Source organism: Psychrobacter sp. TPE 89C (assembly GCF_055522395.1).
In genome coordinates, this window is record NZ_JBVFXW010000009.1 from 1 (window position 1) to 19711 (window position 19711).

Sequence of the window (19711 nt, forward strand, 5' to 3'; positions counted from 1 at the left end):
AACCGGTAAATCAGGGCTAATAATAAATTTAATACGAGGCTATTTTTTGTATCTCGTTTTTTATATTTATTTATTCACCGTTAATAACAATGATTATTAATCATTACTAAATATAAAGTAAAACAATAATATAGATACAATATACGGTGCAATATGTATGCCACGCCGGTCTATTTATAAGAAAAATAAAAAATAAGTAATGAAAAATCATTACAGACTGACGTCTTGTAGCGGATAGTCAATAACAGTAATGATTTGAGTGTTCGTCACTGTACTTTTAATATCAGCACTTTGACCAAAATAGGAACGCAAACGCTCAGCTTGAACATAAAAACTCATGTTTTGGCGTAAATCGTGATTAATGATTAAGGTTCTTTTGGGAAGGTCGACACCAATTACAATCATAACCTGATGCTGCTGCCACGTTGCTTTAATATTGATACAAATAATTTCAGTGGTCATCTCAACCACATTTAACAGCATACGTTCCAATATACTCTGCAAGGTTAAGGCATTAATCACCATGTCATACATAACATCTTCGTCAGGTAAATCCCATGTCACCTCAAGCTTATCTGCCAAACGGCTAGCTTCAATCGCCAAATAATGCTCACATAAAGCGATCTCTTCTTCGAAGCTAATCTCGCGTGCCCCATTAAAGCTGGCATGGAATAATGCGGAAACATTCTGTAATAAGGCAGCCGCTCGTGGTGGGTTAGATTCGATAAGTGATACAAGCGTGTTAATGGTATTAAAGAAAAAATGCGGGGAAAGACGCGCTTTGATGATATCGTTTTGGGCACTTAGTTTGTGTTCAAATGATTGCTTGAGCGCATTCATCTCGCGATAGCGGCGTAAGAAATACAGTAGAAATATCAAGGCAAAACCACCGGCACTCACGGTATCAACTAATATATCTGGAATGAACGTCTGATGATTATAGTCAATCCAACCCATATTAATCATAATAAGACTGATTAGCGTCATTGAAATGGCATAGTTAGTCATTAGTATACTGACTACATATACCGTAACTTTGGGGATGCTCATGCTTTTAAAGATATGGCGAAGATAGTCAATGATATACAGCGATGGCATGATGCTCAAAATGTTTTGAAGTAACCTACTCGACAGGTGCATTAAAAAATCTGACCAAGTGGCGATCTCGTAACGATGCGTCACCGTCACGAATAGCGTCCAAAAAAAGACATATAACAGCCACTGCCAAGCTTTCATGACATCCATGAGCTTGGGCATAAAAAACTCTAAGCGCTCCGCTAGCAAGGCTACCTCATCCTTTGCTATACTCGAGTTCTTATTCTCTTGACTTGTCTTGTACCGATATGAACGCCAATTCTTCAAACCTTAGTAATCCCGAATCAAATGTAACCGCATCTGTCTCTGATTCTAGCACAGATGCCTCTATAACAAGTAACAGCCCTGCAAGCGGTCAGGGTCAGCAAATGTGGGGCGGTCGCTTTAGTGAAGCGACAGACAGCTTCGTTGCTGCCTTTACCGCATCTGTTGGCTTCGACCAACGTTTTGCACGTCACGATATTCAAGGCTCGATCGCTCATGCGACCATGCTCAAAGAATGTGACATTCTGACTGCTGACGAAGTGGCTACTATCATCGATGGCCTGCAGCAAGTGCTGCGCGAGATTGAAGCTGGTGAGTTTAATTGGTCAATCGCGCTTGAAGACGTACACATGAACGTCGAATCACGTCTGACTGACATTATAGGTGCGGTTGGTAAAAAACTACATACTGGCCGTAGCCGTAACGACCAAGTGGCCACCGATATTCGTCTTTGGTTACGTGAAGAGACGGATAACATCCTAGCCCTATTGGTACGTTTGCAAAGTGGCTTGTTGGATTTGGCTGAGCAACATACCGATACCATCATGCCAGGCTTTACCCATTTGCAAACGGCACAGCCCGTCAGCTTTGGTCATCACGTGATGGCATGGTTTGAGATGTTGTATCGCGATACTGAACGTCTAGTCGATGCGCGTCGCCGTATTAATCAGATGCCACTTGGTAGCGCAGCGCTCGCTGGTACTACGTTCCCAATCGATCGTACGATTACCGCTGAGTTGCTTGGTTTTGAAGGCATTTGCCAAAACTCGCTAGATGCAGTTTCTGATCGTGATTTTGCTATTGAGTTTACCTCTGCCGCGTCTATTCTTATGATGCATATGTCACGCATGAGTGAAGAAATTATCCTGTGGATGTCAGCGCAATTTAACTTCGTACAGATTCCAGATCGCTTTTGTACTGGCTCATCTATCATGCCCCAAAAGAAAAACCCTGATGTGCCTGAATTGGTACGCGGTAAAGCAGCACGTGTCTTTGGTCAACTGATGACCCTGCTCAGCCTGATGAAGAGTCAGCCACTGGCCTATAACAAAGACAATCAAGAAGACAAAGAGCCGCTTTTTGATTGCGTTGATACCCTTACCGGCTGTTTATTGGCTTTTGGTGATATGCTACCTAACATCACGCCTAATAAAGAAAACATGCGTGCTGCCACCATGAAAGGCTATGCGACTGCCACTGACCTTGCAGATTATCTGGTACGCCAAGGTGTTGCGTTCCGTGATGCCCATGAAGTGGTTGGTAATGCCGTTGCTTTGGGTATCAAAGAAGGCGTTGATTTGAGTGATTTATCATTGGCACAGCTACAGCAGTTTAGCGATGCTATCGGTGATGATGTATTTGATTATTTAACGCTAGAAGGCTCATTAGCAGCCCGTGACCATTTAGGTGGTACTGCACCGAATCAAGTAAAAAAGGCCGTAGTCAATGGTCGTGCTCGTTTGAAAGCTTTTGCTTAAAAGCGACTCTATAACCAAGTAGTTTATTACTCTAATAATTGAAAAACACCCGCTACTTAGGCGGGTGTTTTTGTTACCATAAGCAGGTAACGTCATTTAAAATATATTTATAAAGACCCATACATAATAAGGAACGCCTTATGACTGAGACTTTTAACCCTCAAGCCAATACTGTATTTTGCCGTAAATATAAGCAAGATTTGCCAAAGATGCCACACCCGCCTTTTCCTAATAAGAAAGGTCAAGAGCTGCAAGAAACCGTATCTGACAAAGCGTGGAAAGAATGGATCGAACACCAAACCATGCTGATCAACGAAAATCATTTAAGCATGATGGATCCTGCCGCCAAAAAGTTCTTAAATGAGCAACGTGATAAATTTTTGGATAATGAAGATTACGAACGTGCGCAAGGTTGGACACCCGAAAGCTAGCCTTTCCTCGCTTTCTAGAGCGTGTCCTCATTTTAAAAATGGTGATAAAAATGAGATAAATTGCCGTCAAACGAGGAAAGTAGTGCAGATAATATCGAGATATTGACCAACTATTTGACGATGTTTGGCAAAATTTAGCTATCTTTAGCCCATTTAGAGGACACTCGTTTGAATTGAGGACACGCCCTAATAACCATCAAAAACGCGCTATTTTATATAGCGCGTTTTTTTAGGCTCAAATACCAACTAAATAGTTTTTGCTAGTCCTCATTACTGTCTAACGCATCGAAATCAGAAGCTGCCATTGTGGCTGATGTTATATTGACTTGGCGCGCCGCCATGCGGTCATTGGCTTCTTGTACGGCTTTTTCGACCAGTGCATAGTCAGAATGACGAACATCTTGACCACTACTATAGTTAATCACCAGCTCGGCGACATTCTGTGCATGATCGCCAATACGCTCAAGTGCACGCAAGACCCACATAATATTGATTACTTTTGAGACATGGCGTGAATCTTCCATAATATAGGTCATTAGTGCGCGAATAGCCGACTGGTATTCATCGTTGACCACATTGTCATTGCGCATGACTTCAAACGCTTGCTCAGCATTCGACTGACTAAAAGCCTCTAACGCATTATGGAGCATGAGGCGAACTTGATTACTTAGATGCTGTACTTCTGAATAGCCGTACGACAATTTCCCTTGCGCAGCGATTTTATTTGCCATTTGGGCGATTTTTACGGCTTCATCACCAATACGTTCTAAATCAACCACGCCTTTACTGATCGACATGACCAAACGTAAATCACTGGCGGCTGGCTGGCGTTTTGCGACCAATAACAAAATATGCTCATCCAACTCTACTTCCATTCGATTGATCTCAAAATCCAGATCGATGACCTCTTGTGCCAACGTCTCATTTTTATCGATGAGCGCATGAATGGCTTGGGCCACTTGATCAGCGGCCCTATCACCCATGTATAGAAACAACCGAATGGCTTCGTCAAGATCTTGGTCAAAACTTTTAGAGATATGCTTATCACTTTGCATAAGAGGTATTCCCTGAAATCCATGTATTAATAGCGCGATGAGATTTTTAGGTTAAACGAATTGGCTCACGAAACACTATCAAACGTATTGAGCATTTTTCACTTATTGATACTCAGTGTTAGCCATAACGACCTGTAATATAGTCTTCTGTCGCTTTTTGAACAGGCTTAGTAAATACTTGATCCGTCTCACCCATCTCAATCATATCGCCCAAATACATATAGACGGTGTAATCAGATACACGTGCGGCTTGCTGCATATTGTGAGTGACGATGGCGATCGTATAGTCTTTTTTAAGATCTTCAATCAAATCTTCGATTGCACCCGTCGAGATAGGGTCTAACGCGGATGTCGGCTCATCGAGCAGTAATACTTCAGGCTTAGTCGCGACACTTCGGGCGATACATAAGCGCTGCTGCTGTCCGCCTGATAAAGACAATCCAGAAGCCTTTAGTTTGTCTTTTACTTCTGGCCATAATGCAGATTTTTTGAGTGCCCATTCCACGCGATTGTCTAACTCAGCTTTGCTTAACTTTTCATAGAGGCGTACTCCAAAGGCGACATTGTCATAAATCGACATTGGGAATGGCGTCGGTTTTTGAAAGACCATACCGACTTGGGCACGTAGCAAATTCACATCGACATCTTTACCCAAGATGTTATTGCCATCAAGATTGATACTGCCTTCGGCACGCATACCTGGATACAAGTCATACATACGATTAAAGGTACGTAATAGCGTAGATTTGCCACAACCTGATGGGCCGATAAAAGCGGTTACTTTTTTATCAGGGATATCGATATTGATATTTTTTAGTGCTTGGAAATCACCATAATAAAAATTTAAATCACGAATCTGCATTTTTGCTGGCGGCATATTTTGCGGGAGATCATGAAGTGTTTGTTTGGTCAGGCTGGCAATATCAGGTTGCTGCATTTGTGTACTCGTAGACATGGAACGATTCAATAAATTGCCAGTTGTCGTATTGAATGTATCAACCGTGCTTTTGGTGCGTGTTTTGCTTGCGACATCATTCATAATATTATCCAACCTAGCTTAATTGATTTCGTATAAGTGTGAGTAAATGCTTGGTATCTTGGTATCTTGGTATCTTGGTATCTTGGTATCTTAGTATCTTAGTATCTTAGTATCTTAGTATCTTCGTGCTGTGTCATCTGACATCAGGCTTTATTTGACCTGACCTCTACTACCAATGAATCTCGCCAAAATATTGAGTACCAAGACAGAAGTAGTAATAAGGAGCGCCGCTGCCCACGCTAAAGTATGCCAGTTGTCATAAGGACTCATCGCAAACTGGTAGATCGTATTTGGTAAGTTGGCAAGAGGTTGACCCATATCAGTGCTGAAATACTGGTTGTTCAGCGCGGTAAATAGCAATGGTGCCGTCTCACCTGTGATTCTCGCAAAGGCCAATAACACCCCAGTCGTAAGTCCGGCTCTAGCAGCTTTGATCGTTACTTGCGTAACCATCTTCCACTTAGGCGTACCCAATGCATAGGCTGCTTCGCGAATGCTATTAGGAACCAGATTCAACATATTCTCAGTGGTACGCACGACCACAGGAATCACGATTAATGCCAATGCCAATGCGCCCGCCCAACCAGAGAAACTTTGACCTTTTACCATGAGCGCATAAATAAACAGGCCGATGACAATAGATGGTGCTGATAACAAAATATCATTTAAGAATCGTGTGACTTTACCAAGCATGCTACCTTGAGAAAACTCAGATAAATAAATACCTGTCATCAGTCCGATAGGTGCCCCGATAAACAATCCTGAAAACGCTAACATGACTGAACCGACAATCGCGTTGCGTAACCCGCCAGCACTCATCGGTGGCGGTGTATCAGCAGTAAAGATAGGCAGTTGCACCATACCCTGAAAGCCTTCCACTAACAGCGTTAACAAAATCCAAGACAGCCAAAATAAACCAAAAACCATTGCCGTCATGGCAAATCCTAGACCCAACTTATTGGCCCAGCGGCGCTTGTTATATAAGCTTCTGTTATAGCGCCCTTCAAAACCCGTGTTCAGCGGTGACGGTGCATTGATTGCGTTGGTAGCATTGTTAGAAGGCATAAAATGTGTTTCCCGTATTTTTATCAATACCAATAACCATCGACACTTAACTGATTGATTCACTCGAACCGACTCAATCAAACTAAGGCAATCTAGCAACTAGCGATTAGCGATTACCTGCTTTTTTATCCATACTCATGAGCATCAGCTTAGCGAGCGATAGCACGATGAAGGTAATGACAAACAAGATTAAGCCCAGATGTAGTAAGGAAGCCAAATGTAGCTCACTCGATGCTTCTGCAAATTCATTTGCCAAGGCTGACGTAATCGTAACGCCTGACGTAAAGAGACTTGGACTGATGTTGAAGGCGTTACCAATCAAGAAAGTGACTGCCATCGTCTCGCCCAATGCACGACCCAATCCCAAAATGACGCCACCTACCACACCTGCTTTGGTATAAGGCAGGATAATCTTGAACATGACTTCCCAAGTGGTCGCACCCATTCCATAAGCGGACTCTTTCAACAGGTCTGGTACAACCGAAAAAACATCACGCATGGTGGCGGCAATGAATGGAATAATCATGATGGCCAGTACCAATGAAGCGGTAAACATACCTAGCCCCATTGGCGCACCTGCAAATAGTTTACCGATGATAGGCAGTGGACCAATGTGCTCAATGAACCATGGCTGAATGTGATCGCCAAAGAAAGGCGCAAATACAAACAGTCCCCACATACCGTAAATGATAGAAGGGATACCAGCCAATAGCTCAATAGCGATACCAAGGGGTTTTTTTAAGAACTTTGGGCACATCTCAGTTAAAAATATGGCAATACCAAAGCTGACTGGAACCGCAATTAAGATAGCGATAAATGACGTCACTAACGTGCCGTAAATAGGCGCTAATGCACCATACTCATTGGCAACTGTATCCCAATTATTACTGGTATAAAAACCCAAACCAAATGCTTGAATGCTCGGCCATGCGCCGACTATCAATGAGACTAAAATACCACCTAAAGACATTAGGACAAGAATGGCAAAAGCTTTGGTTGCATTAACAAACAAAAAATCGTAACGTTTTTGTTTAGCCAATTGGGACCTTAAATCATTCATAAGTGTCTCAGCATTGAATAGGGTTGAGTCAAAATATTAGAAATCTTTATTGGGTTTTATCACAGCAAGCTTAGGATCAAAATTACTGTGATAAAACCTCTCAAATAACTACCGGAGAATAGTTATTCGAGAGGGTAACTCGTAACGTGCTAACGCTTATTTAGCAGATACCAGTTACTGAGCTGGCTTGTAAACTGGTTGTCCATCACTGCCTTTTACGTCATTCCATTTGGCTTTGAATAAGGCAACAGCCGTATCAGAGAATGGAACGTAATCTAGTGCCATGGCATCATCGTCACCTTGGGTGTAGGCCCAATCAAAGAAGTTTAATACGCCAGCCACTTGCTGAGGATTTTCTGGTTGCTTGTGTACTAAAATAAAGGTCGCAGCAGCGATAGGCCATGCTTGCTCAGTCTCAGAGTTGGTAATAACTTTATAGAAGCCTTCTTGCTGTGACCAGTCGATATCACCAGCCGCTGCAAAAGTTTCTGCAGATGGTTGTACGAAGTTACCCGCAGCATTTTTTAGCGCTGTGTGTGACATTTTATTTTGCTTGGCATAAGCATACTCAACGTAACCGATAGAGTTTTTCATGCGGTTTACATAGCTTGATACACCTTCGTTACCTTTACCGCCTGCACCAGTAGCAGAAGTTGGCCATTTCACAGTCTTATCAACGCCGACGCTGTCTTTCCAGTCCGTTGACACTTTTGCTAAGTAATCAGTGAAGTTAAAGGTTGTACCTGAACCGTCTGAGCGGAATACGGTAGTAATAGCAGCATCAGGCAAGTTCAAATCTGGGTTCATTGCTTTGATAGCCGGATCATTCCAGTTGCTAATTTTGCCCAAATAGATGTCTGCTAACGTTGTACCGTCTAACTGTAATTGACCAGGCTCAACACCGTCGATATTTACGATAGGTACGACACCACCGATAACGGTTGGAAACTGAATCAAGCCTGCTTCGTCTAACTCTGCAGGCGTCATCGGTGCATCAGAAGCGCCGAAATCGACAGTTTTTGATTGAATTTGTTTGATACCACCAGAGGAGCCAATTGATTGATAATTGACTTGACCACCAGTCGCACCATTGTAGTCATAAGACCATTTGGCATAGATAGGCTGCGGGAATGAAGCACCTGCACCCGTGATATTCATTGCGATATTCTCAGCAGATTTAAAACCTGTATCAGCAGAAGGCGTGCCTTGAGTCTGAGTGGTTGTTTCAGCCGTGGTGGCAGCGCTACTGGTAGTATCAGCAGCTGGCTCTGCCGTATCTGTTGACTTATTACACGCCGTAAGCATTAATGTACAACTAACGGCAACTGCTAATAACGAATAACGCATATAAGACTCCTGAAGTTTAACAACGATACAAAAAAGCATTGTTTGTGACATGCGTGCTATCTTGCCAAGTTTTTATGACAGTTTAATGACAACCTTATGAATCTTTCATTTGCTGTAATAAATGTGCAATTCAAGGAATCTTAGAAGAGTAAAGATACGCCCGATTATTACAGCACATTTATTAAGTAGTAGTTAAAGAGCGCTTATCGAAGGGTGCTCATGTTCTGTGCTTATCACAGATTTGAAATCTGCTATGTAGATGGAACACCTATGGCCAAATACTATTAGCCCTCATAGCAGAATTTTGTTAGTATGAAGGGGATTCACAACACTGACAGACTCGGGGTGCGGTGTATTATTGGCTCGCTTTATTAAAGTAGATGTCCTAATACATTCGCTGAGAGATCACCCGCCGAACCTGATACGGTTAGTACCGACGCAGGGAAGTCTTAAGCACTTTATTATTTATGACAAGGGACGCGTAGAAATACCTTTTTATCATCACTGCTGTCTTAATATGCGTAATGCATGACCTGATAGCGACGATCGATACAAAGCTGCGTCTGATATTTGATGACCGATACCTGCGACGATGTTTTTAGTTGTAGGCTTGTACTCACAATATAAACTTGTCTAAATGATGGATGCTACCTCCGCAGATACTGGCGGTGTTGATTTTATTCAAAAACCAACACGCTAGGACAGCATATGACTATTTTAGAGACCTCCCCGAACACAAAAGCCGCTCAAACTCATATCCCAGCCAGTGCCTCACTCAATGCGAGTGGCAGCAAAGCGGATAAAAAAGCAGACGCGCTAAAAACCCCTGCCCACCGTGCCGCAAGTGATGCTCGCTTCGAAGAAGATGCCCGCGATTTGCACCGTATCTTGCCCGCCTCTCGTAAAGTTTATATCGAAGGTTCAAGACCCGATATTCAAGTGCCGATGCGCGAAATAACGCTTGACCCTACTCCTGTGCAAGGCGTTTCTGAGAATGAATGGGAGCAGAACCCACCCTTTTATGTTTATGACACATCAGGCGTTTATACCGATCCCAACGTCGATATTGATTTGACGAAAGGCTTGCCAAAGCTGCGTGAAGGTTGGGTAAATGAGCGCGGTGATACCGAACAATTAAGTGGATTGTCTAGCTCATACGGACTGGCACGCGCCCGCGATATCAGCACCGCCAACCTTAGATTCGCCCATATCGACAAACCACGCCGCGCCAAAGATGTCGATGGCAAAGCTGGCAATGTCACGCAAATGTACTACGCTCGTCGCGGTATCATCACTCCTGAGATGGAATATATCGCCATTCGCGAAACACAAAAACAGCATGCGCTGACCGATATGCGTCAGCACGATGGTGAGAACTTTGGTGCTAACACGCCGACGGTTATCACCCCTGAATTTGTGCGTAGCGAAGTAGCGGCAGGTCGCGCGATTATTCCAAACAACATCAACCATCCAGAATCTGAACCGATGATTATCGGACGCAATTTCTTGGTGAAAATTAATGCCAATATCGGTAATTCAGCACTGGGTTCTTCTATTGATGAAGAAGTGTCTAAAATGACATGGGCCACACGTTGGGGTGCGGATAACATCATGGATTTGTCGACTGGCAACCATATTCACGAAACTCGTGAATGGTTGATTCGTAACTCGCCAGTGCCCATTGGTACCGTACCAATTTATCAAGCATTAGAAAAAGTCGATGGCGTGGCAGAAGACCTCACGTGGGAGATATTCCGTGATACGTTGATTGAGCAAGCTGAGCAAGGGGTGGATTACTTCACCATTCACGCAGGTGTGCTATTGGATTATGTACCGATGACTGCCGGACGCCTAACAGGCATTGTGTCGCGCGGCGGCTCCATCATGGCGCAGTGGTGCATGGTGCATCAACAAGAAAGCTTCTTGTACACGCACTTTGAAGACATCTGCGAGATTATGAAAGCATATGATGTGGCCTTTAGTTTGGGTGACGGCCTGCGCCCTGGTTGTTTGCAAGATGCCAATGACGAAGCGCAATTTAGCGAACTCAAAACCTTGGGTGAGCTGACCAAAGTGGCGTGGGAGCATGATGTGCAAGTGATGGTTGAAGGGCCTGGGCACGTGGCCATGAACCGTATTAAAGAAAATATGGATTTGCAACTTGAGCTGTGTGCTGACGCGCCATTTTATACTTTGGGGCCTTTGACGACAGATATCGCTCCGGGCTATGACCATATCACCAGTGCAATCGGGGCTGCGATGATTGGTTGGTTTGGTACAGCCATGCTCTGCTATGTCACACCAAAAGAGCATTTAGGTTTACCTAACAAAAAGGATGTCAAAGATGGCATTATCACTTACAAAATCGCTGCTCATGCAGCAGATCTGGCTAAAGGTCATCCAGGCGCACAGGCGCGTGATAATGCGTTATCAAAGGCACGTTTTGAATTCCGCTGGGATGATCAGTTCAATCTAGCACTTGACCCTGACACGGCACGTGAATTCCATGATGAAACATTGCCGAAAGACGCGCACAAAGTTGCCCATTTTTGCTCGATGTGCGGCCCTAAATTTTGCTCAATGAAAATCACTCAAAACGTGCGAGATTATGCGGCGGGGCTCAATGCCTTATAACTGGGTATTAAACTTAACCCATTAGATAAAAATAAAAGCTGCCTTTTTAAGGCAGCTTTTTTACTTTTGAAGACAATCGAATTGGAACAAACTTTTGTGTATAAAATATAGACAAATTCATAGAATAGAGTAATATACTGGTCAATTAGTAATCAAATGTTACTTAAAAAACCCATTCTCTTAAGGTTTCAGTATGAATCATGTCTACCGTGTTGTCTTTAATCGTTCATTAGGTGTTTATCAATGCGTGTCTGAGCTTGCCAAGTCTCGTGGTAAGTCTTCGGGCAAGTCTCAAGTCGCTACTAAGCTTATACTTGCTCCATTAGCAGTAGCTATGCTTGGATTGTCGGGGACGGCGATGGCAGCTGATTTGGTAATTGATAATGGTCAGCGTAATCAATTTGATCAAGATATATCAATTGATCGCGATGTCTTAATAACAGGAGCGGGCACTGTTCTTGCTGCACCGAATAATTTGATTGGCTTTGGTTCAGATCCGTCAAAAATCCTTACTACTGTTGCAATAAATGATAACGCAAGAGTTGAAGCAGATACTCTTACTGTTGGTCAATTCGGAGAGACCGAAGTTACCGTAGATAATGCTTCTATAAGTGCTGGCATATTAGGTATAGGCGGTGAATCAACTTCTATCTTAAGTATTACTAATGGCGCTACTTTAAACGTTGATACCGATATATTGATGGGTTTTAGTCCTATTAGTGATGCAGACTTTATTTTTAGCACTTTAATCGTAGATGGAGCTAGTAGCGCCGATACAGATAATCTAACTATTGCTAGATTAGCAAATACGCGAGGTATCGTTACTGTAGATGGTATTGGTAGTGCATTTAACGTTGGAAACAATACTCTTGTTGGTCAGGATGGTAGAGGCGAGCTATATATCGAGAATGGAGGAAAATTCACCAGTGATTTTGTATCTATTTCTGGACAGACAGATTTTGTAGAAAGCCGCGTTATAGTTTCAGGTGTAGAGTCGAGCCTTAAAGTAAAAGATTTACTCGTTGTTGGTGGCGATGACGATGGCGAACTATTTATCACTGAATCAGGAAAAGTAAGCAGTGATCAGATAGCTGTTGGCTTACTATCAGATACTTCAGGTAGAGTAACAGTAAGCGGTATAGATTCCTCCTTAAATAGTAACGTTTTAACTCTTGGCTTAGAAGGCACAGGAAGTATGGATGCTACTAAGAACTCTACAATAAACTCGCTGAATACTGAAATGGGAGCGTTACAAGGTTCAGCAGGTGTAGTTACTTTAGATAGAGGGGCACAGTGGAATAATAAAGAGACCCTTACAGTAGGCAAAAACGGAACAGGCTTTATAGATATATATGGAGTAGGAACACGACTGAATACTGATAAGCTCAATATAGGCAGCTCAAATGATGAGAGCAGTGTCCGTGTTTCTGGTAGAGGAACTATTGATGTCGATCAAGTAATAGTTGGAGGTCTAGACGAAGATAAAGCAAATTATGATGGCAATCTTATTGTTGTCAATGCAGATTTAGAAGCTCAGGATATAAACGTAGGTAGCTATGGAAATGGCGCGTTTATCGTAGCAGGTGATAGCTCAAACATTACTGTTTCCAACAATTTGATTATTGGTGATAATGGTACTGGTATAGTCGATATGGATCGTTTAGGTGAAGAAGATATCTATTCATTTGGTAGTAATAGCCTTAATGTCTTTGGAGATACTATATTGGGGAGTAACACCTCAGGTAATGGTACTTTAAATATTCAGAATAAGGATAAGTTCCAAACAACTAATTTGGTAATAGGCGGAGAAGGTAAAGGTGTCGTAAATATTAATAATACTTATGACACTGATGACGATGCTTGGTCTACTGGAATGGAGGTCTCAGAAGATATCATTATTGGTAATACTACAACAGGTATCGGTGAGCTCAATATTGATAGTGCTCTTGTAGATGCTGGCAACCTTATAGTTGGTAATGAAGGGTCAGGAGTTTTAAGAGTCGTTAATAATGGCTTTTTAGGTGCGAACAATATATCGCGTGGTGTTGATTCAGTATTTTCTGATGTTTATTTTGATGGATCTACTCTAAATGTTGGAGCTCAATCAAATCTATTTGCTAATTTTACTGATAAACAACGAATTGAGATTGGAGCAAATGGGCTGAAGTTTGAAGTTAATGACGATATTACTATCAATCCTAATGCTGTTATAACAGGCAATGTTGGTTCTGTAGACTTTGAAAGTGGCAAAGGAGGATTTTTAAAAGTTGGTGATAGCACGTTAACAATGTCTGCTAACAGCAAGCAATGGACAGGTGAAACCTTAATTACTGAGGGTATTCTGAAGTTGAACGGCGACTATACTATGGCGACAAATGAAACGCTAGGTATTGCCATTGATATCGAAGAGGAAGGTAATCTAGAGAGTTATGGTCAATTAGTCGTTAATGGTAATGCTGATATCAGCAAAGGGGTTTTAAAAGTCTACGCTTCTGAAGCTATCGCAGGCATGTCTGGTAGTAATGAGTGGAAAAATATCGTTAGCGCAGACAGTCGAACTGGTGAATTTGTATCAGTCAGCGATAACAGCCCATTGGTCAGTTTCTACGCAGATTACAGTGACGCTAATGCTGTACATTTAAAAATGGGTACAGCACCAGTTGAACCTGAAACACCAGTTGAACCTGAAACACCAGTTGAACCTGAAACACCAGTTGAACCTGAAACGCCAGTTGAACCTGAAACGCCAGTTGAACCGGAAACGCCAGTTGAACCGGAAACGCCAGTTGAACCGGAAACGCCAGTTGAACCTGAAACACCAGTTGTTGATCCAACCACTACAGACTCAACATTCGTTAATGCTGCTAACAGTCAGTCTGATAAACAGGCGTTAAGTCTTGCTGCTGTATTAGATAAAGCAATGATAAATAAAACGAGTCCATTAGCTCTTCAACTGATTACCGATACCGAAGACCTTGTAGACAACCCAACGCTAGAGCAACGCCAAATCAGAATAAATAATACGGTATATCAACTACAGCCGTTGTTTATGGGTGCGACCAATCGCATTATTGTCGATGCCAACTACGCGGCAAGTGATGCAATCAGTGAGCATAGCCCTATTACATCTGAGCGTAATATTTGGGCAAAGCTAATCGGTAATAACAGCAATCATGATGCAGAAAACGGTATCACTGGTTATGACACGGAAGGTTATGGCGCTATTGTTGGTTTGGATACACCAATTAATACTGACCTTAATCTAGGTCTTGCGGTCTCTTATATTCAAAGCGATGCCGACACAGATGGCAGCCGCCTCGACCATGAATTAACAGCAAAAAACTGGCAGGTTCTAGGATATGGTAAGTATGCTGCAAGTGAAGCGACGCAGGTGAACTTCCATGCAGGTGTTGGTAGCAGCGATGTCGAAGGCGAACGTCATTTAGCGCTATCGAATAGCCCTATTGCACAGTCAGACTACTCTGTCGATACCTTACAGGCAGGATTAGGAGTGACGCATCGCATCGGTAATGAGCAACGTAATCTGACGCCATTTGCTCAGCTCAACTACGCTCAAGCAAAAAGTGATGGATATCGTGAAACTGGTGCTGGCGTTTATAACTTAGACGTTAGTGAAAATACTTATGAGTCTATGCGTTGGACAGCTGGTCTACGGATGTCACAGCTTTTGACATCAAAACTGGCGCTGACTGGTCAGTTAGCAGCAGCGATTGAGAATGGTGATCAACAGTCAGATATTACCGCCAGCTTTGTAGGCATGCCTAATGACAAGTTTACGACTATTGGACAAGAGATTGGCCGTGAAATCGGCATCGCTGGTATCGGTCTTAGTTATACGCCGATGGCTAATATGAAGATATCAGCAGGCTATCGTGGAGAGTGGCGTGATAACTACGACGACCACGGCGCGAGCATCGCTTTGCAAACGACCTTTTAATCGTTAATACCCTATAAAAAAAGCTTGAATCCAACCACTGGGTTCAAGCTTTTTTTATATCTTCAATTTACTTCAATTTTGTTTATTGTAAACTTAAACCTTCGACGCCTCATAAATCTCATTGATTGAAGCATTAATCGTATCAGTAAACGCTTCATCGCCTTGCTGCTTAATCAAACCTTCAGTAAAGGCACGTGAGAAACTGGCAATCATACCGGGGTTTTGCTTAAGCTTAGCACAAGCATCGCTACGACTATAACCACCAGACAACGCCACAACTTTTAATACTTTTGGATGATCGATCAGCTCTTGATAGAAACCAGCTTCCTCTGGTAATGTCAGTTTGAGCATGACTTTCTGCTCATCGTTCAAACGATCTAGATTATGCAAAATACTGGTCTTCAATATAACTTCGCATTCATGCTTTTTGCTACTATTAATATCTACTTCAGGCTCAACAATTGGCATCAAACCTTTTGAAATAATTTGCTTTGCGACATCAAACTGCTGCTGTACGACTAGCTCGATACCATCCACATTTGGCTCGTAAATTACTGAGCGCATCTTAGTACCAAATACGGGATAATTTTTTGCTTTGTCTAATAATAGGTCTAAGTTCGGCATTGGCTTCATAACTTGCACGCCACTCATTTGCTCAGCCAATCCTTTATCCACCTTCAAAAATGGCACGATATTCTTATCTTCCCACAGATAGTTGGCCGTTGATTTGCCATTGACCTCACGCTCCATAGTATCTTCGAATAAAATCGCGCCAAGTACACGCTCATTATCAAAAGCAGTGCAAGTCATCATACGGGCACGCATCTCATGGACTAAGTCGAACATGGCTTCGTCATTGTCATAATCATCACTTGTGACACCATAGTTTTCTAGCGCCTTTGGTGTGCTACCACCACTTTGATCAAGTGCTGCGATGAAACCTGAACTGGTTTTTACACGCTGTAATTGTTTTTCGTATTCCATTGAGAGTGCATCCTATTTTTATTGATTGAGGTCAAGTGTCACAAAAATAACTACTTTTTGTCAACTTATATCAGTCTTGCTGTTTGTAGACAACCTTAACATAGGACGCTCTTTACGCCTATATCTGATCGGTTAACGCTTCCATAAAGTCGTCATTACACTCACGTATTTAGAATAAACCATTATGCTAAAAACAGTATCGCCACACAGCAAATCGCTAATAATAAGCCCAATACATTAATCCGATTAAGGTGCTCTTTAAAGACCCCAACACCAATTAAGGTAGCGACTGCGATAACGCCAACATTCATACCAGTAAAGACGATACTGGGAGAGTCATGCATTACTTGATGGGCCCGTACATAGGCATAGATATTACCCATATTAAGCGTACCTAATAGCAATCCTGCCGCAAGCGCATTTTTTTGCCAGCGCACACGAGTAACCAGTAAATAAATCAACAGTAATAAACCTGCTAACCCAAAACTGACAAATAACGTAAGTGGAAAAGCAGTACCTTGTTTGGCAACCTGCTTGAATAAGATATCAATGATGCCATAGCCAGCCCATACGCCAAACAACCAAATGGGAGTGTGTTTGGCCTGCTGACTAATCTCAGCATGCTGTGGACGATAGACCAAAGCTGCTAACGCCAAAAATCCTAACGCCAATCCCAATATATGCGTACCCGTGATCAGCTCACCAAACAATAGGAAAGAGGCTACGATAGGAATGATTAATGATAGACGTTGTGCTGCATCGGTCGCGACCATACCCACTGCTTCGATTGTCCGACCAAGGATGATGAACACGGCAGGCAGCATTATTCCAAGAGCGCCAATCACACCCCATGCACTACCAAGGGTACTCACCCCGCTTATATCTGGTTTTAATAAAAACCAAGTTAATAAACAGGCCACTGAATAACCAGCAACGATGGTCTGACGTATGTCTATGTTTTTTTGTCGTAATATCTTTAATAACACTGAAACAGCGACGCTACAAAGCACCGCTATCGTTAAGTACACCATGAGCTTTTACCTTGTTAAACGAACATTTTTGCGTGATGACTTTTCAAAAAATCAGAAAGTTCAAAAAAACAGTAAATTCAAAAACCAGAAAGTTTGCTTATGACATTTGAGCTGCCCAAAAGAGTAGAATAATAACATGTAACAAAATATTTTTGCGTAGCTATCGATTGAATTGAGGACACACCCTAATAACTAATTGACCTATACCGTTCAAATTACAATTAGCATGCAGGTCTAATTGTGAAGTTTGCTAAAATAGCGAGCAATCCTAATAACTAAAGTAACGATTCAAAATGACGAGTGATACCGTTGATTTTGGCGTACTGCTATTGATGTTTTATGACTACCTATGAATACTCTATTTCGCTTTTTTGAAACTCGCCTGCCTGCCTTCCCTGATTCCCCTATGCCGCTACCCTCACCTCGTGATGGCATGCTTAAATTTCTGTGGGTGTGTACCAAAGGTCTACGCGGTTGGCTACTGCTATTTATGCTTTTGTCAGCAGGTATTGGTATTTATGAAGCGATGCTGTTTGCTTGGATTGGTAATATCGTCGACTGGCTCGGCGTATATACACCGCAGAATTTATGGTTAGAAAAAGGCGATATGCTGCTGATGATGCTAGCAGTCATGATAGTCAGCCCATTATGGATTGCCTTATCATCGTTCATTCATTTTCAGACCCTGCAAGGCGTGTTCCCAATGCAAATGCGCTGGCGTTTTCATCAGCGTATGCTTGGTCAGTCCATGCAGTTTTATCAGGATGAGTTTTCAGGACGCGTCTCCGCAAAAGTCATGCAAACGGCACTGGCTGTGCGTGATACCGTCATGACCGTTACCGACATGTTTATGTATGTCTCTGTCTACTTTATTACCTCGGGTATTATTCTATTCAACTTAGACAGCCTACTATTAATTCCATTTATCATTTGGTTCGTCTTGGTTGCCCTGAGCATTTGGTACTTTATTCCTAAATTAAAACACACTGCCATTGTTCAGGCAGATGCCCGTGCATTGATGGTTGGACGCATTACTGATGCGTATGCCAATATCATGACCGTCAAGCTATTTAGCCATTCGCGCCGTGAACTTGGTTATGCTAAAAATGCCATGGGGCAGTTTTTGAGCACTGTCCATGCACAAATGCGTTGGGTCAGCTATTTAGAAGTTTCGACTCACCTTATCAGTGTTATTTTGGTCAGCAGTACTGCTGGTATTGGTTTATATTTATGGCAGCAAGGAGACGTCGGTGTGGGCGCGTTTGCTGCTGCGACAGCGATGGCACTACGTTTAAATGGTCTGACACGTTGGATTATGTGGCAAACTGCCAGTTTATTTGAAAGTATCGGTACGGTACAAGATGGCATGCGCACATTATCAGCTCCGCAAACCATTGTCGATAAACCAAGCGCGCCTGCCTTAGACGTATCTAAAGGTCGTATCGTCTTCGATGATGTAGATTTTAGCTATGAAAGTAATAACAATGCCGATAATGTCGAAAGCAAAAATATAGACGAAGCAAAGTTACCAGCAACCTCTACTATCAAGCTTCTCGATAACTTTTATTTGGACATCGCGCCAGGTGAAAAGATAGGTTTGGTTGGCCGCTCTGGGGCGGGTAAATCAACATTGGTGAATTTACTGTTACGCTTTTTTGATGTTGATAGCGGTAAAATCCTGATCGATGGTCAAGCGATCGATGCGGTTACCCAAGAGTCTCTACGCCAACAAATCGGCATGGTCACCCAAGACACTTCTTTATTACATCGTACCGTACGTGAAAACATCGCTTACGGCCGTCCTGATGCGACCGATGAAGAAATCATTACGGCTACCAAGCAAGCCCAAGCTTGGGATTTCATCAAAGACTTGTATGATGATAAAGGCAATGTCGGTCTTGATACCCAAGTCGGTGAACGTGGTGTCAAACTCTCTGGCGGACAACGTCAACGTATTGCCATCTCACGTGTTATGCTAAAAAACGCGCCGATTTTACTATTGGACGAAGCAACCAGTGCACTTGACTCTGAGATTGAATTTGCCATTACCGAAAGCCTGAATGACATTATGACTGGCAAAACGGTCATTGCCATTGCCCATCGCCTCTCTACCATTGCCGCACTTGATCGACTGGTCGTCATGGATAAAGGTCGAATCATTGAGCAAGGCAGTCATGATGAGCTATTGGCTCTACACGGCGTCTACGCACGGTTATGGCATCGTCAAAGTGGTGGCTTCTTAGGTGAAGACAGCTAAGGCGTGTCTTCAA

The 19711-nt window shown here is 42.7% G+C and carries 13 protein-coding genes and 1 riboswitch; of the genes, 5 read left to right on the top strand and 8 right to left on the bottom strand.

Annotation, left to right across the window (positions count from 1 at the left end; genetic code table 11):
* Positions 1–210 precede the first annotated feature (210 nt).
* Positions 211–1257, bottom strand: a complete 1047-nt coding sequence (locus ACZW67_RS04605; protein ID WP_465182315.1) for a histidine kinase — start codon at positions 1255–1257, stop codon at positions 211–213.
* 206 nt (positions 1258–1463) lie between these two features.
* Between ACZW67_RS04605 and argH the strand changes: the two genes are divergently transcribed.
* Positions 1464–2837 (top strand): argininosuccinate lyase, encoded by a 1374-nt coding sequence (argH, locus tag ACZW67_RS04610; RefSeq protein ID WP_465182380.1) that lies wholly within the window; start codon positions 1464–1466, stop codon positions 2835–2837.
* A gap of 140 nt (positions 2838–2977) precedes the next feature.
* On the top strand, positions 2978–3268 hold the full coding sequence (locus tag ACZW67_RS04615) for an oxidative damage protection protein (RefSeq protein ID WP_465182316.1): 291 nt from the start codon (positions 2978–2980) through the stop codon (positions 3266–3268).
* Positions 3269–3528: 260 nt separating this feature from the next.
* Here the strand turns inward: ACZW67_RS04615 and phoU are convergent, their stop codons facing one another.
* The 5 genes from phoU to pstS form a co-directional block, all read right to left on the bottom strand.
* Positions 3529–4323 (bottom strand): phosphate signaling complex protein PhoU, encoded by a 795-nt coding sequence (phoU, locus tag ACZW67_RS04620; protein WP_465182317.1) that lies wholly within the window; start codon positions 4321–4323, stop codon positions 3529–3531.
* Positions 4324–4441: 118 nt separating this feature from the next.
* Entirely contained in the window at positions 4442–5200 is a 759-nt protein-coding gene (gene pstB, locus ACZW67_RS04625) for a phosphate ABC transporter ATP-binding protein PstB (RefSeq protein ID WP_465182381.1), read from the bottom strand.
* 312 nt (positions 5201–5512) lie between these two features.
* Positions 5513–6427 carry a phosphate ABC transporter permease PstA gene (gene pstA, locus ACZW67_RS04630; protein ID WP_465182318.1) on the bottom strand — a complete coding sequence of 305 codons (915 nt, stop codon included), beginning with the start codon at positions 6425–6427 and terminating at the stop codon, positions 5513–5515.
* 106 nt (positions 6428–6533) lie between these two features.
* On the bottom strand, positions 6534–7487 hold the full coding sequence (gene pstC / locus ACZW67_RS04635) for a phosphate ABC transporter permease subunit PstC (protein WP_110922050.1): 954 nt from the start codon (positions 7485–7487) through the stop codon (positions 6534–6536).
* Positions 7488–7661: 174 nt separating this feature from the next.
* Positions 7662–8834 carry a phosphate ABC transporter substrate-binding protein PstS gene (gene pstS, locus ACZW67_RS04640; RefSeq protein WP_465182319.1) on the bottom strand — a complete coding sequence of 391 codons (1173 nt, stop codon included), beginning with the start codon at positions 8832–8834 and terminating at the stop codon, positions 7662–7664.
* Positions 8835–9165: 331 nt separating this feature from the next.
* A riboswitch (TPP riboswitch) is annotated at positions 9166–9296 on the top strand.
* Positions 9297–9542: 246 nt separating this feature from the next.
* Between pstS and thiC the strand changes: the two genes are divergently transcribed.
* Together thiC and ACZW67_RS04650 are read left to right on the top strand one after the other, a co-directional pair.
* Positions 9543–11468, top strand: a complete 1926-nt coding sequence (thiC, locus tag ACZW67_RS04645) for a phosphomethylpyrimidine synthase ThiC (RefSeq protein ID WP_465182320.1) — start codon at positions 9543–9545, stop codon at positions 11466–11468.
* Between the two features lie 193 nt (positions 11469–11661).
* Complete coding sequence (locus tag ACZW67_RS04650; protein WP_465182321.1) at positions 11662–15426, top strand: autotransporter family protein; 3765 nt, start codon at positions 11662–11664, stop codon at positions 15424–15426.
* Between the two features lie 93 nt (positions 15427–15519).
* Here ACZW67_RS04650 and ACZW67_RS04655 read toward each other — a convergent pair whose 3' ends face one another.
* Both ACZW67_RS04655 and ACZW67_RS04660 read right to left on the bottom strand, forming a co-directional pair.
* Positions 15520–16410, bottom strand: coding sequence for a fructose bisphosphate aldolase (locus tag ACZW67_RS04655; RefSeq protein ID WP_465182322.1), 891 nt, complete (start codon positions 16408–16410; stop codon positions 15520–15522).
* 182 nt (positions 16411–16592) lie between these two features.
* Complete coding sequence (locus tag ACZW67_RS04660; protein ID WP_465182323.1) at positions 16593–17441, bottom strand: EamA/RhaT family transporter; 849 nt, start codon at positions 17439–17441, stop codon at positions 16593–16595.
* Between the two features lie 349 nt (positions 17442–17790).
* Between ACZW67_RS04660 and ACZW67_RS04665 the strand changes: the two genes are divergently transcribed.
* Positions 17791–19698 carry an ABC transporter ATP-binding protein gene (locus tag ACZW67_RS04665; protein WP_465182324.1) on the top strand — a complete coding sequence of 636 codons (1908 nt, stop codon included), beginning with the start codon at positions 17791–17793 and terminating at the stop codon, positions 19696–19698.
* Positions 19699–19711: the final 13 nt, after the last annotated feature.

Coding starts and splice junctions, on each gene's coding strand:
- ACZW67_RS04655 (WP_465182322.1), bottom strand. CDS start 16,410: ATGGAATACGAAAAACAATTACAGCGTGTAAAAACCAGTTCAGGTTTC.
- ACZW67_RS04650 (WP_465182321.1), top strand. CDS start 11,662: ATGAATCATGTCTACCGTGTTGTCTTTAATCGTTCATTAGGTGTTTAT.
- ACZW67_RS04605 (WP_465182315.1), bottom strand. CDS start 1,257: ATGCCCAAGCTCATGGATGTCATGAAAGCTTGGCAGTGGCTGTTATAT.
- argH (WP_465182380.1), top strand. CDS start 1,464: ATGTGGGGCGGTCGCTTTAGTGAAGCGACAGACAGCTTCGTTGCTGCC.
- thiC (WP_465182320.1), top strand. CDS start 9,543: ATGACTATTTTAGAGACCTCCCCGAACACAAAAGCCGCTCAAACTCAT.
- pstC (WP_110922050.1), bottom strand. CDS start 7,487: ATGAATGATTTAAGGTCCCAATTGGCTAAACAAAAACGTTACGATTTT.
- ACZW67_RS04660 (WP_465182323.1), bottom strand. CDS start 17,441: ATGGTGTACTTAACGATAGCGGTGCTTTGTAGCGTCGCTGTTTCAGTG.
- ACZW67_RS04615 (WP_465182316.1), top strand. CDS start 2,978: ATGACTGAGACTTTTAACCCTCAAGCCAATACTGTATTTTGCCGTAAA.
- phoU (WP_465182317.1), bottom strand. CDS start 4,323: ATGCAAAGTGATAAGCATATCTCTAAAAGTTTTGACCAAGATCTTGAC.
- pstS (WP_465182319.1), bottom strand. CDS start 8,834: ATGCGTTATTCGTTATTAGCAGTTGCCGTTAGTTGTACATTAATGCTT.
- pstA (WP_465182318.1), bottom strand. CDS start 6,427: ATGCCTTCTAACAATGCTACCAACGCAATCAATGCACCGTCACCGCTG.
- ACZW67_RS04665 (WP_465182324.1), top strand. CDS start 17,791: ATGAATACTCTATTTCGCTTTTTTGAAACTCGCCTGCCTGCCTTCCCT.
- pstB (WP_465182381.1), bottom strand. CDS start 5,200: ATGCCGCCAGCAAAAATGCAGATTCGTGATTTAAATTTTTATTATGGT.